Source organism: Kitasatospora saccharophila, from assembly GCF_039529925.1.
GTDB classification, from domain to species: domain Bacteria; phylum Actinomycetota; class Actinomycetes; order Streptomycetales; family Streptomycetaceae; genus Kitasatospora; species Kitasatospora saccharophila.
In genome coordinates this window covers 41,011-65,015 of sequence record NZ_BAAANS010000047.1, presented here as the reverse complement: position 1 = coordinate 65,015, position 24,005 = coordinate 41,011, and the positions used below count along the sequence as shown (strand labels likewise).

At 76.2% G+C, this 24,005-nt stretch carries 19 protein-coding genes, 2 tRNA genes, 1 pseudogene and 1 riboswitch; of the genes and pseudogenes, 11 read left to right on the top strand and 11 right to left on the bottom strand.

Annotated elements, in window-relative coordinates; translation table 11 throughout:
- Nucleotides 1-141 precede the first annotated feature (141 nt).
- Nucleotides 142-1,374: pseudogene (locus tag ABD345_RS29020) on the bottom strand (PP2C family protein-serine/threonine phosphatase); the annotation flags it as partial.
- A gap of 307 nt (nt 1,375-1,681) precedes the next feature.
- On the bottom strand, nt 1,682-3,010 hold the full coding sequence (locus ABD345_RS29015; RefSeq protein WP_344556290.1) for an NAD(P)/FAD-dependent oxidoreductase: 1,329 nt from the start codon (nt 3,008-3,010) through the stop codon (nt 1,682-1,684).
- A 635-nt stretch (nt 3,011-3,645) separates the two neighbouring features.
- Here ABD345_RS29015 and ABD345_RS29010 point away from each other — a divergent pair.
- Nucleotides 3,646-4,440, top strand: coding sequence for a TetR/AcrR family transcriptional regulator (locus ABD345_RS29010; RefSeq protein ID WP_344556281.1), 795 nt, complete (start codon nt 3,646-3,648; stop codon nt 4,438-4,440).
- Between the two features lie 341 nt (nt 4,441-4,781).
- Nucleotides 4,782-6,809 (top strand): sigma-70 family RNA polymerase sigma factor, encoded by a 2,028-nt coding sequence (locus ABD345_RS29005; protein ID WP_344556278.1) that lies wholly within the window; start codon nt 4,782-4,784, stop codon nt 6,807-6,809.
- A gap of 34 nt (nt 6,810-6,843) precedes the next feature.
- Here the strand turns inward: ABD345_RS29005 and ABD345_RS29000 are convergent, their stop codons facing one another.
- The 3 genes from ABD345_RS29000 to ABD345_RS28990 all read right to left on the bottom strand — a co-directional run bounded on the left by ABD345_RS29000 (nt 6,844) and on the right by ABD345_RS28990 (nt 10,326).
- Nucleotides 6,844-7,539: a DsbA family oxidoreductase gene (locus ABD345_RS29000; protein ID WP_344556276.1), complete on the bottom strand. Its 696-nt coding sequence runs from the start codon at nt 7,537-7,539 to the stop codon at nt 6,844-6,846.
- A 116-nt stretch (nt 7,540-7,655) separates the two neighbouring features.
- Nucleotides 7,656-8,150 carry a universal stress protein gene (locus ABD345_RS28995; RefSeq protein ID WP_344556274.1) on the bottom strand — a complete coding sequence of 165 codons (495 nt, stop codon included), beginning with the start codon at nt 8,148-8,150 and terminating at the stop codon, nt 7,656-7,658.
- 94 nt (nt 8,151-8,244) lie between these two features.
- Nucleotides 8,245-10,326, bottom strand: a complete 2,082-nt coding sequence (locus tag ABD345_RS28990; protein ID WP_344556272.1) for an asparagine synthase-related protein — start codon at nt 10,324-10,326, stop codon at nt 8,245-8,247.
- Between the two features lie 663 nt (nt 10,327-10,989).
- Here ABD345_RS28990 and ABD345_RS28985 point away from each other — a divergent pair.
- The 3 genes from ABD345_RS28985 to trmB all read left to right on the top strand — a co-directional run bounded on the left by ABD345_RS28985 (nt 10,990) and on the right by trmB (nt 14,612).
- Nucleotides 10,990-12,405: an NsdA family TPR-like regulatory protein gene (locus tag ABD345_RS28985; protein WP_344556270.1), complete on the top strand. Its 1,416-nt coding sequence runs from the start codon at nt 10,990-10,992 to the stop codon at nt 12,403-12,405.
- Between the two features lie 73 nt (nt 12,406-12,478).
- Nucleotides 12,479-13,711: an L-2-hydroxyglutarate oxidase gene (gene lhgO / locus ABD345_RS28980; RefSeq protein ID WP_344556268.1), complete on the top strand. Its 1,233-nt coding sequence runs from the start codon at nt 12,479-12,481 to the stop codon at nt 13,709-13,711.
- A gap of 70 nt (nt 13,712-13,781) precedes the next feature.
- Nucleotides 13,782-14,612 carry a tRNA (guanosine(46)-N7)-methyltransferase TrmB gene (gene trmB / locus ABD345_RS28975; protein ID WP_344556266.1) on the top strand — a complete coding sequence of 277 codons (831 nt, stop codon included), beginning with the start codon at nt 13,782-13,784 and terminating at the stop codon, nt 14,610-14,612.
- Between the two features lie 33 nt (nt 14,613-14,645).
- On the opposite strand, the gene ABD345_RS28970 is transcribed toward trmB, so the two are convergent.
- Nucleotides 14,646-15,167, bottom strand: a complete 522-nt coding sequence (locus ABD345_RS28970; protein ID WP_344556264.1) for a hypothetical protein — start codon at nt 15,165-15,167, stop codon at nt 14,646-14,648.
- Nucleotides 15,168-15,404: 237 nt separating this feature from the next.
- Between ABD345_RS28970 and ABD345_RS28965 the strand changes: the two genes are divergently transcribed.
- The 3 genes from ABD345_RS28965 (at nt 15,405) to ABD345_RS28955 (ending at nt 17,063) form a co-directional block, all read left to right on the top strand.
- Nucleotides 15,405-16,640 carry a PrsW family intramembrane metalloprotease gene (locus ABD345_RS28965; RefSeq protein WP_344556262.1) on the top strand — a complete coding sequence of 412 codons (1,236 nt, stop codon included), beginning with the start codon at nt 15,405-15,407 and terminating at the stop codon, nt 16,638-16,640.
- A 115-nt stretch (nt 16,641-16,755) separates the two neighbouring features.
- Nucleotides 16,756-16,829: transfer RNA gene (locus ABD345_RS28960), tRNA-Met, on the top strand.
- 160 nt (nt 16,830-16,989) lie between these two features.
- Nucleotides 16,990-17,063, top strand: a tRNA-Met gene (locus tag ABD345_RS28955).
- 239 nt (nt 17,064-17,302) lie between these two features.
- On the opposite strand, the gene ABD345_RS28950 is transcribed toward ABD345_RS28955, so the two are convergent.
- From ABD345_RS28950 to ABD345_RS28940, 3 genes are all read right to left on the bottom strand, one after another.
- Entirely contained in the window at nt 17,303-18,121 is an 819-nt protein-coding gene (locus tag ABD345_RS28950) for a class I SAM-dependent methyltransferase (RefSeq protein WP_344556260.1), read from the bottom strand.
- A gap of 156 nt (nt 18,122-18,277) precedes the next feature.
- Entirely contained in the window at nt 18,278-18,976 is a 699-nt protein-coding gene (locus ABD345_RS28945) for a sensor domain-containing protein (protein WP_344556258.1), read from the bottom strand.
- A 118-nt stretch (nt 18,977-19,094) separates the two neighbouring features.
- Nucleotides 19,095-19,694 carry a GNAT family N-acetyltransferase gene (locus ABD345_RS28940; protein WP_344556254.1) on the bottom strand — a complete coding sequence of 200 codons (600 nt, stop codon included), beginning with the start codon at nt 19,692-19,694 and terminating at the stop codon, nt 19,095-19,097.
- Between the two features lie 50 nt (nt 19,695-19,744).
- On the opposite strand from ABD345_RS28940, the gene ABD345_RS28935 reads away from it, so the two are divergent.
- On the top strand, nt 19,745-20,557 hold the full coding sequence (locus ABD345_RS28935; RefSeq protein ID WP_344556252.1) for a hypothetical protein: 813 nt from the start codon (nt 19,745-19,747) through the stop codon (nt 20,555-20,557).
- A 9-nt stretch (nt 20,558-20,566) separates the two neighbouring features.
- On the opposite strand, the gene ABD345_RS28930 is transcribed toward ABD345_RS28935, so the two are convergent.
- Nucleotides 20,567-21,415 carry a helix-turn-helix domain-containing protein gene (locus ABD345_RS28930; RefSeq protein WP_344556250.1) on the bottom strand — a complete coding sequence of 283 codons (849 nt, stop codon included), beginning with the start codon at nt 21,413-21,415 and terminating at the stop codon, nt 20,567-20,569.
- A gap of 177 nt (nt 21,416-21,592) precedes the next feature.
- On the opposite strand from ABD345_RS28930, the gene ABD345_RS28925 reads away from it, so the two are divergent.
- Nucleotides 21,593-22,399, top strand: a complete 807-nt coding sequence (locus tag ABD345_RS28925) for an SDR family oxidoreductase (RefSeq protein ID WP_344556248.1) — start codon at nt 21,593-21,595, stop codon at nt 22,397-22,399.
- A gap of 71 nt (nt 22,400-22,470) precedes the next feature.
- Here the strand turns inward: ABD345_RS28925 and ABD345_RS28920 are convergent, their stop codons facing one another.
- A complete protein-coding gene (locus tag ABD345_RS28920) occupies nt 22,471-23,274 on the bottom strand; it encodes a M23 family metallopeptidase (RefSeq protein ID WP_344556246.1) in 804 nt (267 codons plus the stop codon).
- A gap of 10 nt (nt 23,275-23,284) precedes the next feature.
- A riboswitch (cyclic di-AMP (ydaO/yuaA leader) is annotated at nt 23,285-23,447 on the bottom strand.
- Nucleotides 23,448-23,673: 226 nt separating this feature from the next.
- Here ABD345_RS28920 and ABD345_RS28915 point away from each other — a divergent pair.
- Complete coding sequence (locus ABD345_RS28915; RefSeq protein ID WP_344556244.1) at nt 23,674-23,964, top strand: YiaA/YiaB family inner membrane protein; 291 nt, start codon at nt 23,674-23,676, stop codon at nt 23,962-23,964.
- Nucleotides 23,965-24,005 lie beyond the last annotated feature (41 nt).

Genomic DNA, 24,005 nt, shown 5'->3' with positions numbered 1-24,005 from the left:
AAAGGAACGCGACCCGTCACGGATCATCGAACTGGTTTCTCAGGGGATTGGCCGCCCCGGGACCGTCCACGCAGACGCGTGCTCGGTGCTCCCTGTCAGGCAACTCGAAGAACTCTACACATCCACGGGCTCGGGATCAAGGGGCACCTGGAAGACCAGCACCGCGACGTCGTCGTCGTGCTCGGCGGTGACGCCGAGGGCCCGCAGGAGGCGGGAGCAGACGGTGTCGGGGGTGCCGACGGGGCCGGTGAGGGTGTGGGCGAGGTGGTCGATGCCCTGGTCGATGTCCTGGTCCCGGCGTTCGACCAGGCCGTCGGTGTAGAGGACGCCGGTGGTGCCGGGGAGGAGGCGGAGGGTGTGGGAGAGGTGGCCGGCGCCGCCGGTGCCGAGGGGCGGGCCGTTCTGTTCCTCGCCGCGCAGGACGGTGCCGTCGGGGCCGCGGAGCAGGAGCGGGAGGTGACCGGCCGAGGCGTAGACGAGGGTGGTGGCGTCCGGGTCCCAGACGGCGTAGGTGCAGGTGGCGATCTGGTTGGCGTCGATCTCCATGGCGAGGCCGTCGAGGAGGGTCATCACCTTGTGCGGGGGGAGGTCGAGCCGGGCGTAGGCGCGGACGGCGGTGCGGAGCTGGCCCATGACGGCGGCGGCGCGCAGGCCGCGGCCCATGACGTCGCCGATGACGAGTGCGGTGCGGCCGCCGCCGAGGCCGATGACGTCGTACCAGTCGCCTCCTACTGCGGCGTCGGCCCCGCCGGGTTGGTAGGTGGCGGCGACGTGGAGGGTGTCGGGCTGTTCGAGCTTCTGCGGGAGCAGGCTGTGCTGGAGGGTGACGGCGGCTTCGCGCTGGCGGCGTTCGGCTTCGCGGAGGCGGCCGGCGGACTGGACCTGGTCGGTGACCTCGGTGGCGAAGACCAGGACGCCGGCGGGGGCGGCCGGTCCGTCGGGGCCGAGCGGGACGCAGGCGATGTTGTAGTAGCGGTTGCCGCCGAGGCCGAGGATGCAGCGGGACTTCACGCTGCGCGGGCGTCCGCTGCGCAGGACCTGGTCGAGCAGCGGGAGCACGCCGAGGGTGGCGAGTTCGGGGAGGGACTCGGCGGCGGGGCGGCCGGGGGTGCGGGCGCCGAACAGGTCGCGGTACGCCTGGTTCGCGTAGCCGAGCTGGTGCTGGGGGCCGTGGGTGAGGGCGACGGGGGCGGGCAGGCGGCGCAGGACCTCGCGCAGGTCGTAGAGCTGTTCGGGGTCGCGGAGGTCGGGGTCGCGGAGGGCGGGGACGGCCGGGTCGCGCGGGCCGGGGACGGTGACGGGTTCGCCCGCGGTGGCGGGGTTGGCCCGCCAGGCGGCTCCGGTGAGCCGGGCGCTCCAGCGCATGAGGTTCAACGTCGGCCGCTTCCTCGGGGACTGATGGGGGGTGGTGCCTGCGGGCGAACGGCTGCGGTGTGATGATCACAATGCGTACGTGAACCCGCACGCGCCGTAGTGGTCCCGTCGGGTTGATCCTGTCAGGCTCCGGTGTGATTCCGGAAGTCGAGCCCCCGGTACGGCGCGTTCCGGGAAGCGTGCGCCGGGGGTGCGCTCCGGTACGAGCCGGGCGGGACGTGGGAACCGGTGGTGGGAGCCGGACGGGGTGACGACGGGGCGACGGAGGAAGGGGAGGAAGAGAGGGAGGAGAGGGGGAGGCGGCGGGTCAGGTGCCGGGGCCCGTGGTGAAACCGGATTCGAACTCGGCCCGGGGGTGCTCGATGGTGCCCAGCGAAACGAGTTCGCGCTGGAAGAGGCCGCCGAACAGCCAGTCCGTCAGGACCCTGATCCGGCGCTCCCGGGTCGGCAGCCGGCGCAGTTGGCGGGCGCGGTGCAGCCACCAGGCGCGGCGGCCGGTGAGGCGGGCGCCGCGCCTGGTGTGGGCGACGGCGCGGCGCAGGCCGAGCGAGGTGGAGCAGGCGGGGTCGCCGGGTTGGTAGGCGGTGAGCGGGCGGCCGGCGAGTTCGGCGGTCAGGTTCTCGGCGAGGAGCTTGGCCTGGGCGAGCGCGTGCTGGGCGTTGGGGGCGCAGGGTTCGCCGGCCAGGTCGGGGACGGCGGCGCAGTCGCCGGCGGCCCAGGCGTCGGGCAGCGGGGTGCCGTCGGGGGCGGCGATCCGCAGGGTGGGGAGGCAGGTGATCCGGCCGGTGCCGTCGAGCGGGAGGTCGGTGAGGGAGAGGACGGGGGCGGGGCGGATGCCGGCCGTCCAGACCAGGGTGCGGGCGGCGAAACGGCTGCCGTCGGAGAGCAGCACCAGTTGGTCGACGGCGGATTCCAGGGTGGTGGAGAGTCGGACGTCGATGTTGCGCTCGCGCAGTTCGGCGAGGGCGTGGTCGGCGAGTTCGGGGGTCTCCTCGCCGAGGATGCGGTCCTTGGCCTCCACCAGGATCCAGCGCAGGTCGTCGGGGTCGAGGTTGTGGTAGCCCTTGGTGGCGGTGCGGGCCATGTCCTCCAGTTCGGCGAGCGCGCCGACGCCCGCGTAGCCGGCTCCGACGAAGACGAACGTCAGTGCGGCTTGGCGCAGTTCGGGGTCGCGGGTGGAGGAGGCCAGGTCGAGCTGTTCCAGGACGTGGTTGCGCAGGGCGACCGCCTCGCCGACGGTGGCGAAGCCCATGCCGTGCTCGGCGAGGCCGGGGACGGGGGCGGTGCGGGCGACCGAGCCGGGGGCCATCACCAGGACGTCGTACGGGACTTCGGTGGGCAGCCGGAGTTCGCCGCGCGGGGCGGCGTCCACCCAGGCGGTGCGGGTGGCGTGGTCGATCCTGGTGACGCGGGCGGTGAGCACCCGGCAGTCGGGGAGGGCGGTGCGCAGCGGGACCACCACGTGGCGCGGGTCGATGGTGCCCGCGGCGACCTCGGCCAGCAGCGGCTGGAAGGTCAGGTAGGGCTGCGGTTCGACGATCGTCAGCTCGACCCGACGTTCCTTCAGCTGGGCACGTAGGAGCTGTTGCAGGCGCAGCGCGGTGCTCAGTCCGGCGCAGCCGCCGCCGATGATCAGGACTCGAATGGGGCACCTCCGGCCGGCCCTGGGGCTGTGACCCGTTTCACGTTCCCCCTATGACGCACCCGGCGGTGGGCTCTTGTCCACACTCCGGGCCGGATCGGTCCGAATCCGGCCGGGAAAAGCGGCCCGGAACGCGGTGCGCCGTCCCGGCCGGCGGGGTCGCGGGGGCGGCAGCGGTGGGAGCGTGTACGCCCGACCGTTGCGGGGGAGCCGGGGCGGACCTCTCGGAATGGCCTGACGATTCGTCAAGATCCAGCAAAGGACGGCGAGTCGGGGCGTCGGCTGGCGTTCCGCTCCGGATCCTCGGGTTGTGACTCGTCTCACGCGGGCCGACGGGCGGTGCGTGGGGGGATTTGTCCGCACGTAGGGCCCGGATCGGACCGGTCCTGGGCGACGAGTGGTCCACTTCTGCGGCGAACTTCCCTGAACTATGGTCGGATTGTGCTTCGGACCGCCGATGGTGCCGGTCCGTTCGTCCTGGACCTGGTGGCATCGACGCGGACTGCACGGGAGCCATCCGGGGAAGGTAGTGCGCGGGCGTCGGACCACGGCCGGTGTCGGCAGCGCACGCCAGGGGGCGCAGTAGCCGTTCGGGTACCCGGGACGGGGTGCCTCGGGGGAGGTTTGGCATGTCGGAGCAGGATCAGTTGGCGGGGCGGGTGCCGGTCGCGGCGTTCGGGAGGTCCACGGTGGACGTGGTGCCGGAGCAGCGCGGTCCCGACGAGCGGGAGCGGTACGGCTTCCCCGGCGGCGAGCGTCCGGACGGGGCGGGGCGCGGTGCGGGTTCGCGGCTGCGGGTGGACGCCCGGCGGAACCTGGAGAGCGTGCTGCGGGCCGCCCGCGAGGTGTTCGGCGAACTCGGTTACGGGGCGCCGATGGAGGAGGTCGCCCGGCGGGCCGGGGTCGGTGTCGGCACCGTGTACCGGCGCTTCCCGAGCAAGGAGGTGCTGGTCCAGCGGATCGCCTCCGAGGAGGTCTCCTGGCTGACCGCGCAGGCCCGGGAGTCGCTGTACGGCGGCCTGACCGGGCCGTGGGACGCGCTGGCGGGCTTCCTGCAGCGGGCGGCGGCCTCGGGCGCGGGGCGGCTGCTGCCGCCGGAGGCGTTCCGGTACGCCGAGGAGATCGGGCGGGTCCCCGAGCAGCGCGGCACCGAGCTGCGGGCGTTCGGCGGCGCGCCGGTGGCCGAGGGCGAGCAGGGCGCCGACCCGCGGCTGCTGCTGCAGTTGCTGGCGGCGCTGGTGGCCCGGGCGGGCGCGGCCGGGGAGTTGCGCCCCGGGGTGACGGTGGCCGACGTGGTGCTGGTGCTGACCGCGGCGGTGCCGGTGCACGCCTCGGCGGCCGTCCCGGTCCGGGAGGGCGAGACCGAGGGCGGGGCGGGGCACCGGCTGCTGCAGATCCTGCTGCAGGGACTGCGCGCGGCCTGAACCGGCCCGCCGCACGGGGGTTGACGTACCGTAGGGGCCGGCTCCTTCGCGGGGGTGTTCGGGGCACGCCGTTCGGGTGACGGGAGCCGCCGGGCGCCGGGGCCGGAGCGGAAGCGGCGCGGAACGTTCCGGGTACGCGCGGTGCCCGCGCCGCCGGGGGTCCGAACACTTCCGCGAGCGGCAGCCCGGACGAGTGGGCCGGGGCGGACCCGGCTACCGGTGGTCGCCGCGCTATGCCATTCTTTGCCCGTGGTTGGAGCCATTGTTCCGTTGCGCACCGTGACCGCCGCCGACTTCGAGGGGCGGCCCCTGTGGTGCGCCGCGCGCCGGGTCGGTACCCGGTGAACCCCGACGAGCAGGGCGACGCGGGCGAGTTCGGCTCCGACCTGGAGACCCCCGGCCAGGTGCCGGACCAGGGCGGCAGTCCGGCCCGGGAGTCGCTGAGCGGCCGGGTGCCCGGCCAGGCCCCGGCCGGACAGGGCGGCGTCGCCCCCGAGGCGTTCATCGGCGAGGAGTTCCCGGTGCGGGCCGTGGTGCCCTCCCCCGCCGACCCGGTCGACGGCGAACGCCCGCCCTCCGACTCGGAGTTGACCGCCCTGGTGCGGGCCGGGGACGACGCCGCGTACGAGGAGATCTACCGCCGGCACGCGGACGCCGTCCGCCGCTACGCCCGCACCTGCTGCCGGGACAGCTTCACCGCGGAGGACCTGGCGGGCGAGGTGTTCGCCCGCACCCTGCAGGCGCTCAGGGCCGGCAAGGGCCCCGAGTTCGCCGTCCGGGCCTACCTGCTGACGGCGGTGCGCAACGTGGCGGCCGCCTGGGCCCGCTCGGACCGGCGCGAACAGCTGGTCGACGACTTCACCGGCTTCGCCGAAACCTCCGCCGCCACCGTCGAGTTCGACCTCGCCGACCCGGGCGCGGACGCCTGGGCGCTGGCCCTGGCCGACCAGCGCATGGTGATGCGCGCGTACGCCGAACTCCCCGAGGACGACCGGGTGGTGCTCTGGCACACCGAGGTCGAGCGGGAGTCGCCGAAGACCGTGGCGGTGATGCTCGGCAAGACCGCCAACGCCACCGCCGTCCAGGCCCACCGGGCCCGCGACCGGCTGGCCGCCGCGTTCCTGCAGGCGCACGTGTCGGGCAGCCAGGAGTCGGGCTGCGCCGGGTACGCCAACCGGCTCGGCGCGTACGCCCGCGGCTCGCTGCGCAAGCGCGCCTCGGCGGAGGTCGGCAAGCACGTCCAGGACTGCACCCGCTGCACGGCCGCGTACCTGGAACTCGCCGACATCAACCACAGTCTGCGGGCCGTGCTGCCCGGCGGTGCGCTGCTCTGGGTCGGCTCCGGCTGGTTCGCGGCCGCGGCCGCGGCGGTCGGCGGCGCCGCCGTCACCGGCGCGGTCGGGGCGGCGGTGGCCGGCGGGACCGCGGCGACCACCACCGCCGGTACGGCGGGAGCGGCCGGTACGGCGGGCACCGGCGCGGCCGGGGGCGCCGGGTCGGTAGGCGGCGGAGCGGCGCCAGCGGCCGGTGAGGGGCTCGGCACCGCGGCGAAGGCCGGCATCGCGGCCGGCATCGCCGTCGTCGCGGCGGCGGTCGCCGCGTTCGCGCTCACCGGTTCGCCGGTTCCCGCGCCGCAGGCGTCCCCGCCACCGGTCAGCGCCGCGCCGGAGAGCCCGCTGCCGGCGCCGCGGCCGTCGCCGACGCCCACCCCGACCCCGACGCCGAGCCCCACACCGACACCGTCACCCACGCCCACGCCGACGCCGACGCCCACCCCGACGCCCGCGCCCGTTCGGCGGGTGCCCCCGCCCGTACCCTCGCCGACGCCCACCCCGACCCCGAGCCCCACGCCGACACCGTCACCGACGCCCACGCCCACCCCCACGCCGACGCCGGAGCCGTCCCCGTCACCGACCCCGCCGGTGGTGACGGCGCGCCAGTTCTGGCTGGACGAGGTGCCGCTGAACCGGGGCCACCGGGCCGCGAGCGACACCCCGACCGTCCGCGGCGCCGGGCAGGTCCTGCAGCGGCCCTCGGCCTGGCTGCACGGCACCCGCTACCAGCACGTGCTGGCGGCCCGGGTGCCGTCCCGGGTGACGGTCGACCTGAACCGGCCCTGCCGCTCCTTCGACGCCGTCGCGGGGCTGGACGACTTCGGCGTCACGTACGGCGAGGTGGTGTTCTCGGTGCAGGGCGGCGACGGCCGGGTGCTGTGGACCTCCCCGCCGATCTCCCCGGACGACCGCCCGGTCCCCGTCCACGTCGCCCTGGACGGCCAGACGTCCATCCGCCTGCTGGTCACCCCGGTCCGCGACTCGGTGCCGGTGGTCGACCTGGCGGACTGGGCGCAGGCCCGGCTGACCTGCTGAGACCCGCTGCGCCGGGGCGGAGGCGCAGCGGGTGTCAGATCGCGCAGCTGCCGTCCTCGCAGGTGGCGGCGGGCGGGGCGAGCGGGGTGATCCGCTTGGCGGTCTCGGCCTCGACCTGGCGGAGGACCTGGAGGAAGGTCTCGGCCTCCTGGCCGCCCTGGACGGCCCACTGGCCCTCGAAGACGAAGGTGGGGACGGCGGTGACGCCGATGGCGCGGGCTTCGGCGAGGGCGGCGCGGGTCTCGGCCGCGCCCTCGTCGCCGGCCAGGTAGGCGGCGGCGCGGTCGCGGTCGATGCCGGTCTCGGCGGCGAGGTCGGCGAGCGCCGCGGTGTCGCCGACGTCGACGCCCTCGGAGAAGTGGGCCTTGAGCAGGCGCTCCTTGAGGGCGGCCTGGACGGCGGTGCCGTACTCGGTCTCGGCGAGGTGGAGCAGGCGGTGGGCGCGGAAGGTGTTGACCTCGACGGCGGCGTCGAAGTCGTAGTCGATGCCGAGGTCCTTGCCGACCTCGGTGATCCGGGCGTCCATGGCGAGGGCCTGCGGGCCGTAGCGCTCGGTGAGCCACTCGCGGTGCGGGCGGGCCTGCTCGGGGGCGTCGGGGACCAGCTGGTAGGGGCGGTAGACCACCTCGACGCCGTCCTTGCCCTCGAACTGTCCGAGGGCCTGCTCGAAGCGCCGCTTGCCGACGTAGCACCAGGGGCAGGCGATGTCCGAGTAGATTTCGACCTTCATGGCGGGGCGTGCTCCTGTCGGGGTGGTCGCTCGACGACCGGACGGCCGTTCGACGGAAGGTGAACGCTCAACCATCCCGGGGCATTCCGGTCGCCCCGGCCGAGCCCCTCCCCCGCTCAGTCCTCCTCGGCGGGCGCCGGGACCACCAGCACCGGGCAGGTGGCGTGGTGCACCGCGGCGGTGCTGACCGAGCCGAGCAGCAGCCGGGAGAAGCCGCCGTTGCCGCGGGTGCCGACCACCAGGGTGTGCCGTCCCCCGGCGGCCTGGAGCAGCACGTCGATCACGTTGCCGAGGACGACGTGCAGGGTGAGCTGCCCGGCGTACGGGCGGGCGCGGGCGGACTGCACGGTGGAGACGGCTCGGCGCAGGCCGTCGGACATGCTCTCGATCAGCCGCTCGACGCTCTCCTGCACCAGGTCGGCCATGCCGGGCGGGTAGCCGGTCGGCGAGGGGTTGACCACGGCGAGGACGTGCAGCGGCAGGCGGTGCGCCTCGGCCTCGGTCATCGCCCGGTCGAGGGCCCACAGCGCGGCGTCCGAGCCGTCGCAGCCGACCAGGACCGCGCTGCCGGGCGGCGGCGCCTCGTGGCTGACGGGGAGGGTGGCGGTCATGGCGCGCGCTCCGAACGGGGGTGGGGGCTCCGGGGCCGGGGCCCCCGACGCTACCCAGCGGGGGCCCGGCGGCGGCGCAGGCGCACCCGGGCGGTCAGGTTTCGATCGCGGTGCGGCGGGGCGCGGGCAGGCCGGTCCAGGAGGAACCGGGGCGGCGGGCGGCCAGCCGGCGCAGCCAGAGTTCGGTGGAGACCAGGTCGGCGAGGGCGGCCAGGGTGCCGGGCGGGGCGCTCTGCGCGGGGTCGGTGGCGGCGGCCAGGGTCTTCCGGGCGGCGGGGGCGTCGAGCAGTCCGGCCTCGGCGAGCAGCGGGCGGTCGAAGAGTTCGGTGAGCGCGGGCGCGGCGGCCCGCAGGCCCCGGCGGACGGGGTCGTGCGGGTCGGGGCCCGGGGCGCGGCCCCAGTCGGCGGGGAGGTCGGTGCGGCCGGCGCCGGCCAGCACGGCGGCGAGCAGGGCGTGCCGGGCGCCGGGCTGCAGGCGCAGGTCGTCGGGGAGCAGCCGGGCGGCGCGGACCACCTGGTTGTCGAGGAACGGGGCGTGCAGGCGCTGGCCGTGCTGCTCGGTGGCCTGCACCAGGGTGCGGTAGTGGGCGGCGTGCCGGTGCAGGGCGAGGCGGGCCCGGCGGGCGCCGGGGGGTTCGGTGGGGGCGCCGTCGCGGGCGGCGGTGCGCAGGTGCTGGGCGAGGGCGGCGAGCGGTTCGGCGGCGAGCAGGTGGGCGGCGGGGCCGGGGCGGTGCCAGGCCAGGTCGGCGGCCAGGGTGCGGCCCATCGTCCTTCCCGGCATGGGTTCTTGACGGATCGTCAGCTGCAGGGCGAGGTCGTCCAGGGCGTCGGCGTAGCGGGCCCGGGCGAGGCGGCGGGCGGCGCGCAGCACGGTGACGGGGGTGCGCAGGGTGCCGGTGAGGGCGCCCGCGGTGGCCCGGTCGGCGCCGGCCAGGGCGGCGAGCGGGGCGAGCAGGTCGAGGGAGCGGCCGGCGCGGACCAGGTCGGCGAGCCGGGCGGGGTGGCCGTCGAGGACCTGGCGGGCGCCGTGGCCGGTGAGGTGGTCGGCGCCGCCGGCCCGGTGCGCGGCGGCGTGCCGGGCGGCGTCGACCAGGGCGGGACCGGGTTCGTCGGTGAGCGGTCCGGCGAGGGGGTCGGCGAGGTCGGCGTACGGGGCGACCGGCGGGACGAGCAGGTGGCGCAGCCGGGGGGCGTGGACGGCGAGGGCGAGTCCTTCGGCGTCGCCGAGGGTGACGGCGGGCAGCGTCTCGGGCTCGGGGGGTTCGGCGCGGCGGGCCCAGGAGCCCTTGACGGCGCCGGTGCGGGGGGCGGGGTGCTCGGGTCCGGTGCCGGTGCCGGGTCCGGGCGGCAGCGGGACGGCGGCGGCGAGCAGGGCGACGGTGGCGGAGGCGGTGCCGTAGGAGAGGTCGACGCCGAGCCGGGGCCGGTCGGCGGGCGCGGTGGCGCGGACCCGGCAGCGGACCGCCTCCAGCAGGGCGCGGGTGAGTTCGCGGACGGCGGGCGCCTCGGCACGCTCCTCCCCCGGGTCGTCCAGGTAGGAGGTGCGGTCGGCCCGCCCGCCCCGGATGCCGAGCGCGTGGCCGGGCGGGACCCGGCGCACGCCCCGGTAGGGGGTGCGGTCGCCGAGCGCCTCGGGGGTCTCGGGGGCGGCGAGCCGGGCGGCCAGGTGGGCGGCGTCGAGGGGGGCGCCGACCAGGTCGGCGAGCGGGAGGGCGGCGGTGGCGTAGGCGGTGCCGCCGGCGAACGGGGTGTGGAAGACCGGCTGGGCGCCGGACAGGTCGGTGAGCAGCACGGTGGAGCGGGTGCCGGTGCGCAGCACGACGGTGTAGCTGCCGGGCCAGTGGGTGAGGTGGCGCAGCGCGCCGCCGCGGGCGGCGGCCAGGCCGTCGGCGAGTTCGCGGTCGGTGGCGCCGCAGCGGCCGGCGACGGCCAGGCGCAGGGTGGCGGGGGTGTCCCGGTCGGCGCTGTCGGCGGGGTCGCCCGGGTCGAGGCCGCCGCGGACGGTGGCGGGGCCGCCGGGGCGGAGCACGGCGAGGCGCAGTTCGTCGGGGCGCCAGTCGCCGACCGCCCAGAGCGGGTTGGGGCCGCCCCAGAGCGGGGTGCCGGCCAGCGGTCGGAGCGCGGCGAGGGTCGGGTCGGCGGCGGTCAGGCCGCTCCAGCCGGTGAGCCACCGCATCGCGCCTCCACCTGTGGTGCCGCGGCGCGCGGCGAACCCCCGGGCGGGCGTACGGGGTTGGCGTGCCGTCGGGAGACATCGTGCCACCGATGGGGCGGACGAGCGCCGGGCTTTCGGGTACGGGGAGGCGCACGGACCGGGCCTCCCCCTCCGGGGCCCGGGCCGTGCGGGTCTCGAACTCCCGTCCGGCGCAAGGCCGGTGGCCGGGCAGGGTGGTGCGGGGAACGGCCGCGGCCGCCGCGGACCGGCCGAAGTTGGCCGAAAGCCGTCGCACGGCCCGGGAGGGCATCCGCATGCCCTCCCGGACGCGCAGCTGCCCGCGGGGAATTGAGGCAGCGTTTCCCCCGGCCCGCCGGGTCCTCGACGGCGAGCCGATCCACAGGCTTTAGCGAATCGCCCACCTGCCGCTGCGACCAGGGAGCACGGGTGGCGCACACGGGCACGGGACCGGAGCACGGGCGTCCGGCACCTGCCCGCGGAGCGCCGGGCGAACGTCCGGGCGCCCGCCGTGGACGCGGCGCGTTCCCGCCAACCGGAATGCAGCCTCTTAACCCTCGGAACGCGGGCGACTACGCTAGGTGCAAGCAGTCCGCCGGCGTACCCGCCGCCACCGCGGCTCTCCGCCATCCGCGCACGACGTCGCCAGGGGGTGCCACCGCCACCATGACCGTCAGCTCACGAGGGCCGAACGACCGGCTCGGGGCACTCCTCTCGCTCGCCCAGATCAGCAACGCCGGGCTCGCCCGCCGGGTCAACGACCTCGGCGCGCAGCGCGGACTGACCCTCCGCTACGACAAGACCTCGGTGGCCCGCTGGGTCACCAAGGGCATGGTCCCGCAGCGCCCGGTGCCGCACCTGATCGCCACCGCGCTCGGCAACAAGCTGGGCCGTCCCGTCCCGCTGGAGGAGATCGGCCTCGCCGACTCGCACCCCACGCCCGAGCTGGGCCTGGAGTTCCCGCGCGAGGTCCCGGAGGCGGTGCGCTCCGCGACCGAGCTGTGGCGGGTCGACCTGGACCTGCGGCGCGGCCCCGGCGGCGGCCGGTGGAGCGACAGCCTGGCCGGCACCTTCTCGGTCGCCGCGTACGCCACCCCCGTCTCGCGCTGGCTGATCACGCCCGCCGACGGCTCGGTGGCCCGCGAGGCCCTCCCCGACCTGTCCGGTTACCGGGTGGGGCACGCGGACGCCGAGAAGCTCCGCGAGGCCGCCCAGGAGGCCCGCCGCTGGGACTCCAAGTACGGCGGCGGCGACTGGCGCTCCTCGATGGTCCCGGAGTGCCTGCGGGTCGAGGCCGCCCCGCTGCTGCTCGCCTCGTACAGCGACGCGGTCGGCCGGGCGCTGTTCGGCGCCACCGCCGAACTGACCAGGCTGGCGGGCTGGATGGCCTTCGACACCGGCCAGCACGAGGCCGCCCAGCGCTACTACATCCAGGCCCTGCGGCTGGCCCGCGCCGCCGGTGACGTGCCGCTCGGCGGGTACGTGCTGGCCTCGATGAGCCTGCAGGCCGCCTACCGCTCCTTCCCGGACGAGGCCGTCGACCTCGCCCAGGCCGCCCTGGAGCGCAACCGGGGCCTGGCCACCGCCCGCACCATGAGCTTCTTCCACCTGGTCGAGGCCCGCGCCCACGCCAAGGCCGGCAACGCCGCCGCCTGCGGCACCGCGCTGGCCGCCGCCGAGACCGCCCTCGACCGGTCCCGCCCCGGCGACCCGGACCCGACCTGGATCGACTTCTTCGCCTACGACCGCCTCGCCGCCGACGCCGCCGAGTGCTTCCGCGACCTGGGCGTCCCGTCCAAGGTCCGCCAGTTCACCCGGGAGGCGCTGGCCCGCCCGACCGAGGGCTACGTCCGCTCGCACGGCCTGCGACTGGTGGTCTCGGCGATGGCCGAGGCCGAGGCGGGCGACCTGGACGCCGCGGTCGCCGCCGGGGAGCGGGCCGTCGAGGTGGCCGGCCGGATCTCCTCGCACCGCAGCCGCGAGTACATGGTCGAACTGCTGCGCCGCCTGGCGCCCTACCAGAACGAGCAGCGCGTCAAGGACCTGACCGAACGCGCCCGGCTGGTCCTGGCCACTTCTTGAACTCCCCCGCCGCCCCGGCCCGGCCGTGGCACCATCCATCGGAGCGGTCTCACACGGGCGAGGGGTGGCGGGGTTGAAGCACGACGTCCAGGTGGTGGTGGTCGGCGGCGGCATCGTCGGCCTGTCCACCGCGTACGCCCTGACCCGCGAGCACCCCGGCACGAGCGTCGCCGTGCTGGAGAAGGAGGGCGCCCCCGCCGCCCACCAGACCGGGCGCAACAGCGGGGTGATCCACAGCGGGGTGTACTACCGGCCGGGGTCGCTCAAGGCCGGGTACGCCACCGGCGGGGCCCGCGAGATGGTCGAGTTCTGCCGCGAGCAGGGCATCGCGCACGAGGTCACCGGCAAGCTGATCGTCGCCACCGACCCCGCCGAACTCCCCCGCCTCGCCGCGCTCGCCGAACGCGGCCGGGCCAACGGCATCCCGCTCACCGAACTCGACCCGGCCGGGATCCGGGCGCACGAACCCGAGGTGGCCGGCATCGCCGGACTGCACCTGGCCACCACCGGCATCTGCGACTACCCCGCGGTGGCCCGCCGCTACGCCGCCCTCGCGGGCGGGGCCGGGGCCGAACTCCGCCTGAACACCCCCGTCCTGGGCATCGCCCGGCGCGCGGACGGCGTCACCGTCACCACCCCGCACGGCGAGGTCCGCTGCGCGGTGCTGGTCAACTGCGCCGGGCTGCACAGCGACCGGATCGCCCGGCTGGCCGGCGACGACCCGGGGGTGCGGATCGTCCCGTTCCGCGGCGAGTACTACGAACTGGCCCCCGAGCGGCGGTCGCTGGTGCGCGGCCTGGTCTACCCCGTCCCCGACCCGGCGTTCCCGTTCCTCGGCGTGCACCTCACCCGGGGCGTCCACGGCGACGTCCACGTCGGCCCGAACGCGGTGCCCGCACTGGCCCGCGAGGGCTACGACTGGCGCACCCTGAACGTCCGCGACCTCGCCGGGACGGTGCGCTTCCCCGGCACCTGGACGATCGCCCGCCGGCACTGGCGCTACGAGCTCGGCGAACTGCACCGCTCGCTCTCCAAGCGGGCCTTCACCGCCGCCGTCCGCCGCCTGCTGCCCGCCGTCACCGAGACCGACCTCGTCCCCGCCACCGCCGGCGTCCGCGCCCAGGCCGTCGCCCGGGACGGCACCCTGCTCGACGACTTCGCCTTCGCCGGCTTCGACCCGGACGACCCGCGCTCCCCCCGCCGGGTGGTGCACGTCCTCAACGCCCCCTCCCCGGCGGCGACGGCCTCGCTCGGCATCGGCCGGGAGGTCGCCCGCCGGGCGGTGGCGGCGCTGCGGGCCGGGTGAGACCCGCTGCGCCGAGGCGGGTCCGCCGTCCCGGGGGCTCGTGCCGGGCCTCCTTTAGACTGGTGCGATTGTGACCTCCTCCGCCCCCAGCACCCAGTTGTCCGCGTCGGCCCGGCTCTCCGCCGCCCCGGCGGCCTACCCCGCGCCGATGTACCCGCACAAGGCCACCGAGGCCCAGCACCGCGAGCAGCGGATCCGTAGTTTCCAGCCGCGCCGTGGTCGGATGACCAAGGCGCAGGCGGGCGCGCTGGACCGTGGCTGGGAGCGGTTCGGGCTGGCCATCGACGGGACTCCGCTGGACCTGCCGGTGCTGTTCGGGGGCCGTCCGGTGACGTTGGAGATCGGCTTCGGGATGGGTGACACCACGGCCGCGATGGCCGCCGCGGACCCGTCCGCGGGGATCCTCGCGGCGGACGTGCACACCCCGGGCCACGGCAACCTGCTGCAGTTCCTGGAGCGGGACGGTTCGGAGAACGTCCGGCTCGCGGCGGGCGACGCGGTGATCCTGCTGCGCGACATGCTGCCGGACGCCTCGCTGGCGGGCCTGCGGGTGTACTTCCCGGACCCGTGGCCGAAGCCGAAGCACCACAAGCGCCGCCTGCTCCAGTCCTCGTTCCTGGACCTGGTGCTGCCCCGGCTGGCCCCGGGCGCGCTGGTGCACTGCGCGACCGACTGGGAGCCGTACGCGGAGCAGATGCTGGCGGTCCTGGGCGCCTCGCCGGAGCTGGAGAACCTGCACCCGGAGGGCGACGGCTCGGGCTGGCTGGAGCCGGACGAGCACCCGGCGGGCAGCGTGCCCGGGTACGCGCCGCGGCCCGACTGGCGTCCGGTGACGAAGTTCGAGCGGGCCGGCCTGGCCAAGGGCCACGTGGTGCACGACCTGCTGTTCCGCCGCCGCTGACCCCGCCGGGGCGGGCCGTTCGGACCGCCCCGCTCAGGCGGTGGCCCGGCCCGCGGCGACCAGCGCGCCGAGCGCCGTCCGCTGGACGTGGGCGAGCAGGGCGACCGTCACCGCGCTCATCACCAGCGCGAACAGGACGTGGCCGAGGGCGGTGCTCACCGCCGCCCCGAGCAGGCCGAGCAGCAGGTGGCTGCCCAGCCGCAGGCCGACCAGGCCGAGGGCGACCTTGCGGGTGCCCTTGCCGCGCCACAGCAGCTTGGCGAGCTTGAGCCGACGGCGCATCAGGGTCAGCGAGACGCCGAGGTTGAGGACCGCCAGCGCGACCAGCGCGGGCCAGGCCGAGGGGGCGGCGCGCAGCAGGTCGAAGGCCCCGGCCAGGGCGCCCTCGAAGCCGAAGAACCAGACCGGCAGCCGCATCTCGGCCACGCTCGGCCCCTCGGCCGCGGCCGACCCTCCGACCGCGCCCGACGCCCCGACCGCGTCCGGCGTTCCGGGCCGCGGTTCGGCGGGCGCCTGCGCGGTGCGGACGGCCGTCGTGATCGTGCTGCCGCTCATGGTGTCTCCCCCGTGTCGTCCCCGCCCCGCCGGGCCCTCCCCCGCGGTGGTCACCACTGTGCCCGCCGGGGCCGGGGCCGGCCCAGGAGCCGGCGTCACCGGCTCGGCATGACGGATGTCACGGGTCCGGGGCGGGCGGTACGGCCGGTTCCGCTCCGCTGACGATCGGTCACCCGGCGAGTACGTATTGTTCCGACCCCTCCCCCCGGGGGGAGGGGTTCGCCTACGCTGCTGCAGGTGAGCAGTCCGCCCAGCGGCAAGCCGACTCCCGGCCTGCCCGTGGTGGCCGCCGCCACGGCCGCCGATTCCCCGTCCCCCACCGGCTTTCGGTCGCTCCCCGGTCAGGGTGCGCGCCGGTCCGGTGGGCTGCTCCCGGGCCGGTCGCCGCGGCGACCGGTGCTGAGCGGGCGGATCCCCGGCCAGCAGGGCGGTCCGGTGCCGGTCCGGGCGGTGCCGCCGCTGTGGCGGCGGTTGTGGCCGCTGCGGCGCCCGGCGCTCTCCTCGGCGGTGGCGGCGCTCGCGCTGGCGGGTTCGGGGGTGCTGATCCTGCACCTGGTGCAGCGGCAGACCGGGACGACGGGGCTGCTGGTCGGGCTGGGCCTGGCGCTGCTGCCGCTGCCGTTCGTGCTGGGGGCGCTGGCCTGGCTGAACCAGACCGCGCGGGTGCCGGTCCGGCACACCCTGTTCTGCCTGGCCTGGGGGGCGTGCGCCGCGACCACGGTGGCGATCCTGGCGAACGGCTGGGCCAGTGACTTCCTGGTCGCCCACCAGGGCGCGCGCGGGGAGACGCTGGGCGCCGAGTTCGCGACGCCGCTGATCGAGGAGGTGGCGAAGGGTTCGGCGCTGCTGGTGCTGCTGCTCCCGCTGCGGCGGCGGCACCGCTGCGAGGAGGGCCGCCCGTGCGGCCGGTGGCGGCGCCTGCTGTGGCACCGGCCCGGCACCGGCCGCCCCGCGCACTTCCGCCCGGCCCCGGCGGGCCGCCAGCGGGCCCGTTCCAGTCCGCGCACGCTGGCGGCGGGGACGGTGCTGGGCGGCGTGACGGCCTGCGGCTTCGCGTTCACCGAGAACGCGCTGTACCTGGGGCGGGCGTTCACCGCGGACCGGCAGGCCCGGCTGGACGCGATCGGCCTCGGCGAGGCCCCGAGCCTGCGGGACTTCGACGGGACGGTGCACACCTTCGTGCTGCGGGCGCTGCTCTCGCCGTTCGCGCACCCGCTGTTCACCGCGCTGACCGGGCTGGGCCTCGCCCTCACCCTGACCACCGCCCGGCGCTGGCTGGCCCGGCTGGGCGCGCCGCTGGGCCTGCTGCTGGCGATGGGCCTGCACGGGGTGTGGAACGCCGCCGCCGGCCTGGGCACGGACGGCTTCCTGCTGGTGTACGGCCTGGTGATGGTGCCGTGCTTCGCCGCGCTGGTCTGCTTCGCGGTGTGGGCGCAGACCCGGCGCGCCCGGCAGCCGAGCCGCCCGGGCTGAACCGCCCGGCGCCCGTCCCGGGCGTTCCGGCCGGTGGTCGCCGACCTGCGGGAACGCCCGGGACGGAAACCGATTTCCCTTTCCGGCAGGGCTCACGTAGAGTCGTGTTCACCGACGCGGGGTGGAGCAGCTCGGTAGCTCGCTGGGCTCATAACCCAGAGGTCGCAGGTTCAAATCCTGTCCCCGCTACTCAGTAGCACGAAGGCCCGGAAGCATCGCTTCCGGGCCTTCGCCGTTCCCGGACGCCGCTGTCCCGGCCCGTCTCCCCGGCGCCGTTCCCCCTGGTCCGGGGCGCCCGTGGTGGTGGCGACACGGTGCCCTCGCGATGGGGTAGGGTGGTGTTCACCGACGCGGGGTGGAGCAGCTCGGTAGCTCGCTGGGCTCATAACCCAGAGGTCGCAGGTTCAAATCCTGTCCCCGCTACTCAGTAGCACGAAGGCCCGGAGGCACCGCCTCCGGGCCTTCGCCGTTCCCCCGGAGGTTCCGGCGGATAAATCCGTTGCCCGGTCCGGTGGGCGGTGCCTATGGTGGCAGCACACTGAAAGGAGGTGATCCTGAGTTGAGTTCTTTCAGGATGCGTGAGGTGGCTGCTCGCTAGAGCCGCCCCTGCCTGTGCAGCGGTGAGGCCGTAGTGGTCTCCGGCTCAGGCTAATTCCCAGCAGTCACCCGGCCCGTGGGCTCACCGGTACATCCCCGGTGCCTCGGTCGCCGTCCCCCGTGGGGGCGGCCCGAGGAGCAGCCCACGGGCCGTCTGCGTTCGCCGGGGCGCCGTCCCGGGCGTGCCGCGGGCGCAGGGCCAGGACGCTGCCGGTCCGGCCGGTGCCGCCGGTGCCGCCGGTGCGCAGGACGCGGCTGGCGATGCCGTGGTGGCGCAGGGCGGCGCGCAGTTCGGTGAGGTGGGGGCAGGGGCGGCCGCGTTCGTCGTGCAGGGGGTGGACCCGGACCTCGCCGTCGGGGGCGGTGACCCGGGCGAGTTCGCGCAGGGCGCGGAGCTGGTCGGCGGGGCCGAAGACGGCCGGGTAGGCGAACAGCAGGTAGGAGCTGAGGGTGAGGGCGAAGGTGTCGTCGGCGAACGGGAGCCGGGGCAGCGCGGCGGCGACGTAGCGCTCGGGCCGGGCGGCGGCGTCGGCGGCGAACAGCCGGCGGGCCCGGTCCCAGCTGCGCAGGTACTTCTCGGGGCGGCGCCGGCGGTCGGCGGGCAGGTGGCCGCGGGGGTCGCGCCGGATGGCCTCGGCCATGACGGCGCGGCCGTCGGCGGCGAGCCCGGCGAGGCGGTGCGGGCCGAGCGCGTAGCCGGGGTCGGCGGCGATCACCTCGCAGCCGAGTGCGCGGGCCTCGGCGGTGAGGGCGGCGGCGCCGCCGGGGCAGTCGAGGACGGGGCCGGTCAGCCGGCCCAGGTCGGCGCGGGTGAGGCCGAAGCAGGCGCAGTACTCGTCCAGCGGGCGGGAGGTGACCAGGACGGGCGGGGCGGTCTGGCTCATGCGGGCCTCCGGGCCTCCGGACGTTCGGCGGGCCCGGGGTGCGGCCCGGGCCCGTGGTCATCCGACCACGGGCCCGGGGGTGTCGCACGTCCAGCCGGTCGTCCGGCGGTCGTCCGGCGGTGGTCCGATCGTCCGGTCGCCGCCGGAGGGTGTCGTTCAGTCGTTGCTGGAGAGCAGGGCGCGGGCGGCGAACCGGTTGACCGCGTTGAGGCCGCGGACCAGCTGCGGGGTGAGGAAGAGGATGACCAGGCCGAGCAGGCAGACGCCGGCGATCTGCCAGAAGGAGGTGAGCTCGTAGACGTGGTGGGCGCCGTCCGAGCCGGTCCAGTCGGCGACCCGGTAGCCGTTCCAGTCGGTGTACCGCGGGAAGACCCACTGGTAGAGCGGGAACAGGGCGAGCGACCAGCCGAGCAGGAAGAGGACCAGCGAGAGCACGAAGCTGAGGATCGCCCAGGGGAAGACCGCGACCTGGTGCAGCACGGCCTTCCAGCCGGCCGGGTCGGCCAGCCGGGCGGTGATCCGGCCCCAGAAGCCCTCGCGGGTGACCACCACCGGGGGCGGGGCGGGCAGCTCCTCGCCGAGCATGGTCCGGATCCGGCCGCGCTCGGCGGCGCCGAGGCCGCGGGCGACGACCAGCAGCAGGCCGAGGACGGGCAGGCCGATGACGGTGACGGCGAGGCCCACGCCGGTGAAGAACAGCGGGAGGACCAGGCAGAAGCCGAACAGGGCCACCGGGAGGCCGGTGAGGGCGTAGCCGAGCTCCCGGAAGCTCTGCCGGGCGAACGGGGCGCGCCAGAACCCGGGCCGGTCGGGGCGGCCGCCGGAGGTGGTGGCGGGGTACTCAGCGGTGGACATCCGGAGTCCTTCGGGTCGTCGGGCGGCCCCGCCGGTCGGCGGTGCCGGGCACGAGTACCAATCTGCCGCCGCGACCCCGCCCGGCGTAATGACGCCTGCTGCCGAGTCCGTGGTGGGGTTAACCCCCCGACCGCCCTGGAGCCGGGCCCGCCGTCCGCCCGCCGCCCCGCCAGGGCGGACCGTCCCACTCGGGGGCGAGCAGCGAGTACTGGAGCGCGTCGTGCCAGGCGCCGTCGCGGTACGACTCGGCCCGGATCCGGCCCTCGTACCGGAAGCCCGCCCGGGTCAGCACCCGCACCGAGGCGGCCTGGCCGGGGTCGCAGCGGACGGCCAGCCGGTGCAGGCCGAGGCGTTCGAAGCCGAGCACGCACAGCAGCGCGGTGACCTCGGCGCCGTACCCCGCGCCCCAGCGGTCGCGGCGCAGGACGCAGCCGAGTTCGGCGGCGTGCTCGCCCTCGCGGGTGAGCGCGGCCTGGCCGACCGGCTCCCCGGCGGGGTCGTCGACGGCCAGCCGGTAGTGCGTCCGGGGCCGCTCCTCGGCCGCCTCCAGGTACAGCTCGACCTGGTCGGCGCAGTCCTCGAAGTCCCGGACGCCGAACGGCAGGTGGCGGACGGTCTCGGGGTCGCCGTGCACGGCGTGCAGCGCGGCCACCTCCTCCGGGGTGTGCCGGTACTCCCGCAGGGTGAGCCGGGGTCCGGCCAGCCGGAGGGTCTCCATGCCCGCCGACCCTACCGGGCGGCCGTCCGGGGACCGGCTACCGTACCGGGGTGGACGACGAAGACCTGCACCTGCTGCCCCGCACCCGCGCCGCCGACCTGCTGGAGTGGGCGGTGGCGGAGGGGTACGACCCGGTGCCCGAACCGGTGGTGCGGACGGTGCTGACGCTGCTGGAGCTGGGCGGGGCCCGGCTGCACGACGGCCTGCCCGAGCTCTCCTCGCCGGTGCTGGAGCACCTGCTGTACGAGCAGCTGCACCTGTACGTTCAGCCGGACGTCGACCCGGCCGGGTACCCGGCGGCGGTGCGGATGCTGATCGGGTGGCAGCGGGCGGCCCGGCGGCTGAACGCGAAGCGGGCGGAGAAGCTGCGCGCGGAGGCGGACTGGCAGGGCGAGGTGCTGCTCTCCCTGCTGCGCCGCTCCGACCTGGTGACCTGGCCCCGGCTGTACGCGCTGCTGCTGCGCGCGGACGGGGTGCCCATCGGGGAGCCGGAGCGGGTGCGGGAGTGGCTGGCGGGCTTCCGGGAGCTGCCGGAGGAGGAGCGGTTCGCCGCCTTCGACCGGGTGCCCGGCCTGGACGGGGACGGCAACTGGGACCAGCCGGGCCGGCCGCTGCTGGTCGGGGTCTCCACCGACGGCGCGCGGCGGCTGCTGGAGCAGGGCCTGATGCGGCGCAGCTACCGCAACCTGGCCGAGCGGTCCGCCCGCGGGCTGCCGATGCCCGCCGAACTCGCCGGTTCCTTCGAGGAGTTCGAGGAGGCGGTGGCGCAGGCCGCGATCGACCTGTGCGGGGAGTGGACCGTCCCGGGGCTGCCGCGGCTGCTGCTGGAGGAGTTCCCCGAGCTGGCCCCCGAGGAGTACTGAGGGCCCCGGTCAGGTGGTGACCGGGGTGCTCCAGCCGGCCAGCAGGCGCAGGGCGTCGGCGGTGGGGGAGGCGGGTTCCACGGAGTAGACGCACAGGGTCTGGTCGGGGTCGCCGGGGGTCTGGAAGGACTCGTAGGAGAAGTGCAGGTCGCCGACCAGGGGGTGGACGTAGTGCTTGGCGCCGTGGGTGCGGCGGAGCACCCGGTGGTCGTTCCACCAGGTGGTGAACTCCGGGCACTTCAGGGTGAGTTCGCCGATCAGTTCGGCGAGCCTGCGGTCCTCCGGGTACCGGCCGGCCTCCAGCCGGAGCATGGCCGCGGTCTCGGCGGCGATCGTCGCCCAGTCGCCGACCCGGTCGCGGGCCCGCGGGTCGAGCAGGTAGTAGCGGGCCAGGTTGCGGCGGGTGGCCGGGAGCGCGTCGAAGTCGGTGAGGACCTCCCGGGCCAGCCGGTTGGCGGCCAGCACGTCGGTGCGCCGGCCGAGGACGAACGCCGGGACGTGCCCCAGGGTCTCCAGCAGCAGGTGCAGCCCGGGCCTGACCCGTTGCGGCCGCTCCGGGGCGCGGCGGGCGGCCTGCGGGGCGGGGAGCAGCAGGTCGGCCAGGTGTTCGCGCTCCGAGGGGTCGAGCCGCAGGGCGCGGGCCAGTGCCTGGACCACCTCGGCGGACGGGTGCCCGGCCCGGCCCTGTTCCAGCCGGGTGTAGTACTCGGTGCTGACCCCGGCCAGCCGCGCCACCTCGTCGCGGCGCAGGCCCGGCACCCGGCGCACCCGGCCGTCCGCGGGCAGTCCGGTCGACTCCGGGGCGATCGCGGCGCGCCGGGTGCGGAGGAAGTCGGCGATCTCCCTGCTGCGTTCCATGGACCAAGTGTGCGGCCCCGGCGGGTGCGCCGGCGGGGCGAGGGTGGTCCTGCCGGTACCAGTCGGCGCAGGGTCCGCCCGGGGCCGTCCGCGGGGCCGCCGGGCTGGTGTGCTGGAGTCGTGCCCGGGACTCCCCGGTGTCGCAACTCCCCTGCTCCGCACGGAAGAAGGCCCACCATGTCCGCATCCACCAGCACTCCCGCCGCCGCCCCCGCCGCACCCGCCGACCGGCCGCTGACCGGCCGCGTCGCCGTGGTCACCGGCGCTTCCAGCGGCATCGGCGCGGCCACCGCCGAGGAGCTCGCCGGGCTGGGCGCCCGGGTCGTCCTGCTGGCCCGCCGCGCCGAGCGGCTGGCCGCGCTGTCCGACCGGATCGGGCGGGCCGGCGGCACCGCCCTGGCGATCGCCGCGGACGTCACCGACCCGGTCTCGGTGCGGGCCGCCGCCGACCGGGTCGCCGCCGAACTGGGCGGCGCGGACCTGCTGTTCAACAACGCGGGGGTGATGCTCCCGGCGCCGGTCGAGGAGCTGGCCGTGGAGCAGTGGCAGCACCAGATCGACCTGAACGTGTCCGGCCTGATGAACGTCATCGGCGCGTTCACCCCGCAGCTGGTCGCGGCCGCGGCCGAGCGCGGGGTCGCCGACCTGGTCAACACCTCGTCGATCGCGGCGCGGAACCTCTTCCCGACCTTCGCCGTCTACTCCGCGACCAAGGCGTACGTCACCCACCTCTCGCTGCACCTGCGGGCCGAGCTGGGCGCCAAGCGGGTCCGGGTCTCGGCGATCGAGCCCGGCATCGTCGACACCGAGCTCCAGTCGCACGTCACCGACCGGGGCGCGCTCGCCTGGCTGGACGGTTCCAAGGAGGCGATGGAGTGGCTCACCCCCGGCGACATCGCCAGGACGGTCGGCTTCCTGGCCGCCCTGCCGCCGCGGGTCAACCTCCAGCAGGTCACCGTGATGCCGACCGGCCAGGCGAGCTGAGGGCGCGACGGTCGTGCCGGGGCGTCGGCCGCGGTCCCGGGGTCAGCGGCCCCGGCGGTCGCGGCCGCCGGTCACGGCTGGAGGCCGAGGTGGCGGAGCCAGGGCAGCGGGTCGACCGGGGAGCCGTCGGCGAGGCGGACCTCCAGGTGGAGGTGCGGGGTGGTGGCGCTGCCGGTGGAGCCGACGGTGCCGAGGAGGGTGCCGGGCGCGGCCTCGCCGGGGGCGGCGGTGATCCGGGCGAGGTGGCAGTACCAGAGCTCGGTGCCGTCGGGGAGGGTCTGGACGACGCGGTAGCCGTAGGTGCCGGACCAGCCCGCGGCGGTGACGGTGCCGGCGGCGACGGCCGTGACGGGGGTGCCGGTGCGGGCGGCGAAGTCCAGCCCGTTGTGCAGGTGCGCCCAGTGCAGGCCGGCCTGCGAGAACCCGTCGCCCAGCCGGTAGCCGGTGAGCGGGAGGGCGGGTGCGGAGCGGTCGGTGCCGGGTGCGGCGGCCGTCGTGGTCGCCTCGGCCCGCCGGTCGGCACGCTTGGCCTCGGCCTCCTGGGCGGCGGCCAGCCGGGCGGACTCCTCGGCGTCGGTGCGCTGCCCGTCGGCCTGCTGCAGGATGCGGGCGGCGAGGGCGAGTCCGGGGTCGGCGGCGAGCAGGTCGTCGGAGACCTCGTCGGCGGCGGTGACCGGGGCCGGGGCGGGCGCGGGGGCGGCCTGGGCGGGAGCGGCGGCGAGACCGGTGGCGCCGAGCGCGGCGGTCATCGCGGTGACGCCCAGCAGGGGCGCGCCGGTGCGGGCCTGGCGGGGGAGCCGGTGCCGGACGGGCTCGGCCTCGACCGGGTGGTCGAGCAGCTGGGTGCCGGTGCTCTCGGTGTAGGTCGACGCCACGGGGGCGCGCTCCTTCCTTCCCTGCCGCCGACCGGGTTAGCTGACGGGTTCGGAGGTGGAAGGTCTCCTACGGTCGGGCCCAGGGCCGTCCCGATTCACCCCGGTGGAACGTGGTTCCCCGGCTCCTGGACCTGCCGCGGGGCAGGACCGGATGGATTAGGCGTGGCGCACGGTGCCGCATGGTTACGGCGTTGCCGACCGCGCTGCGTTATCAAACGTTAATCCTATGGACCCCATGATTCCAAGCGCCTTCCTGGGTGCAGTGAAAGTTTCCTGACGCCCTATGGGCGATTTGTGACGGTTCGTCGATGCACCCGGATCCGGCCATGACGGACCGTGACGGAGCAGTTGAGTATCCGTACTCACGACCTGCCCGCGCCCCGGCGGGACCCTGGCCCCATGACCGCTCCCGTACCCCGCCGCACCACGTCCGCCTACTACCTGCAGGCCGTCGCGTCCTTCGCGTTCGCGACCGCCGCCCTGGCCCTGGGGGTCGCCTACCTCCCGGTCAGCGCGTGGATGCGCGCCTTCCTCGCCGTCGGCCTGCTCTACCAGGTCACCTCCGCGTTCACGCTGGCCAAGGTGATCCGGGACCGCCAGGAGGAGGGCGCGATCACCAGCCGGGTCGACCAGGCCCGGCTGGAGAAGCTGCTCTCCGAGCACGACCCGTTCCGGGCCGACGGGATCTGAGCCGGACAGGGTCCGGGACGGACGGGGCCCGGGACGGACGG

Excerpts from the sequence above, each read along its gene's own strand:
- ABD345_RS28930 (WP_344556250.1), bottom strand. The coding sequence starts at position 21,415 with ATGGAACGCAGCAGGGAGATCGCCGACTTCCTCCGCACCCGGCGCGCC.
- ABD345_RS28970 (WP_344556264.1), bottom strand. The coding sequence starts at position 15,167 with ATGAGCGGCAGCACGATCACGACGGCCGTCCGCACCGCGCAGGCGCCC.
- ABD345_RS28940 (WP_344556254.1), bottom strand. The coding sequence starts at position 19,694 with ATGGAGACCCTCCGGCTGGCCGGACCCCGGCTCACCCTGCGGGAGTAC.
- ABD345_RS28915 (WP_344556244.1), top strand. The coding sequence starts at position 23,674 with ATGACCGCTCCCGTACCCCGCCGCACCACGTCCGCCTACTACCTGCAG.
- ABD345_RS28990 (WP_344556272.1), bottom strand. The coding sequence starts at position 10,326 with ATGCGGTGGCTCACCGGCTGGAGCGGCCTGACCGCCGCCGACCCGACC.
- ABD345_RS28925 (WP_344556248.1), top strand. The coding sequence starts at position 21,593 with ATGTCCGCATCCACCAGCACTCCCGCCGCCGCCCCCGCCGCACCCGCC.
- ABD345_RS28950 (WP_344556260.1), bottom strand. The coding sequence starts at position 18,121 with ATGAGCCAGACCGCCCCGCCCGTCCTGGTCACCTCCCGCCCGCTGGAC.
- ABD345_RS28945 (WP_344556258.1), bottom strand. The coding sequence starts at position 18,976 with ATGTCCACCGCTGAGTACCCCGCCACCACCTCCGGCGGCCGCCCCGAC.
- ABD345_RS28995 (WP_344556274.1), bottom strand. The coding sequence starts at position 8,150 with ATGACCGCCACCCTCCCCGTCAGCCACGAGGCGCCGCCGCCCGGCAGC.
- ABD345_RS29000 (WP_344556276.1), bottom strand. The coding sequence starts at position 7,539 with ATGAAGGTCGAAATCTACTCGGACATCGCCTGCCCCTGGTGCTACGTC.
- ABD345_RS29010 (WP_344556281.1), top strand. The coding sequence starts at position 3,646 with ATGTCGGAGCAGGATCAGTTGGCGGGGCGGGTGCCGGTCGCGGCGTTC.
- ABD345_RS28985 (WP_344556270.1), top strand. The coding sequence starts at position 10,990 with ATGACCGTCAGCTCACGAGGGCCGAACGACCGGCTCGGGGCACTCCTC.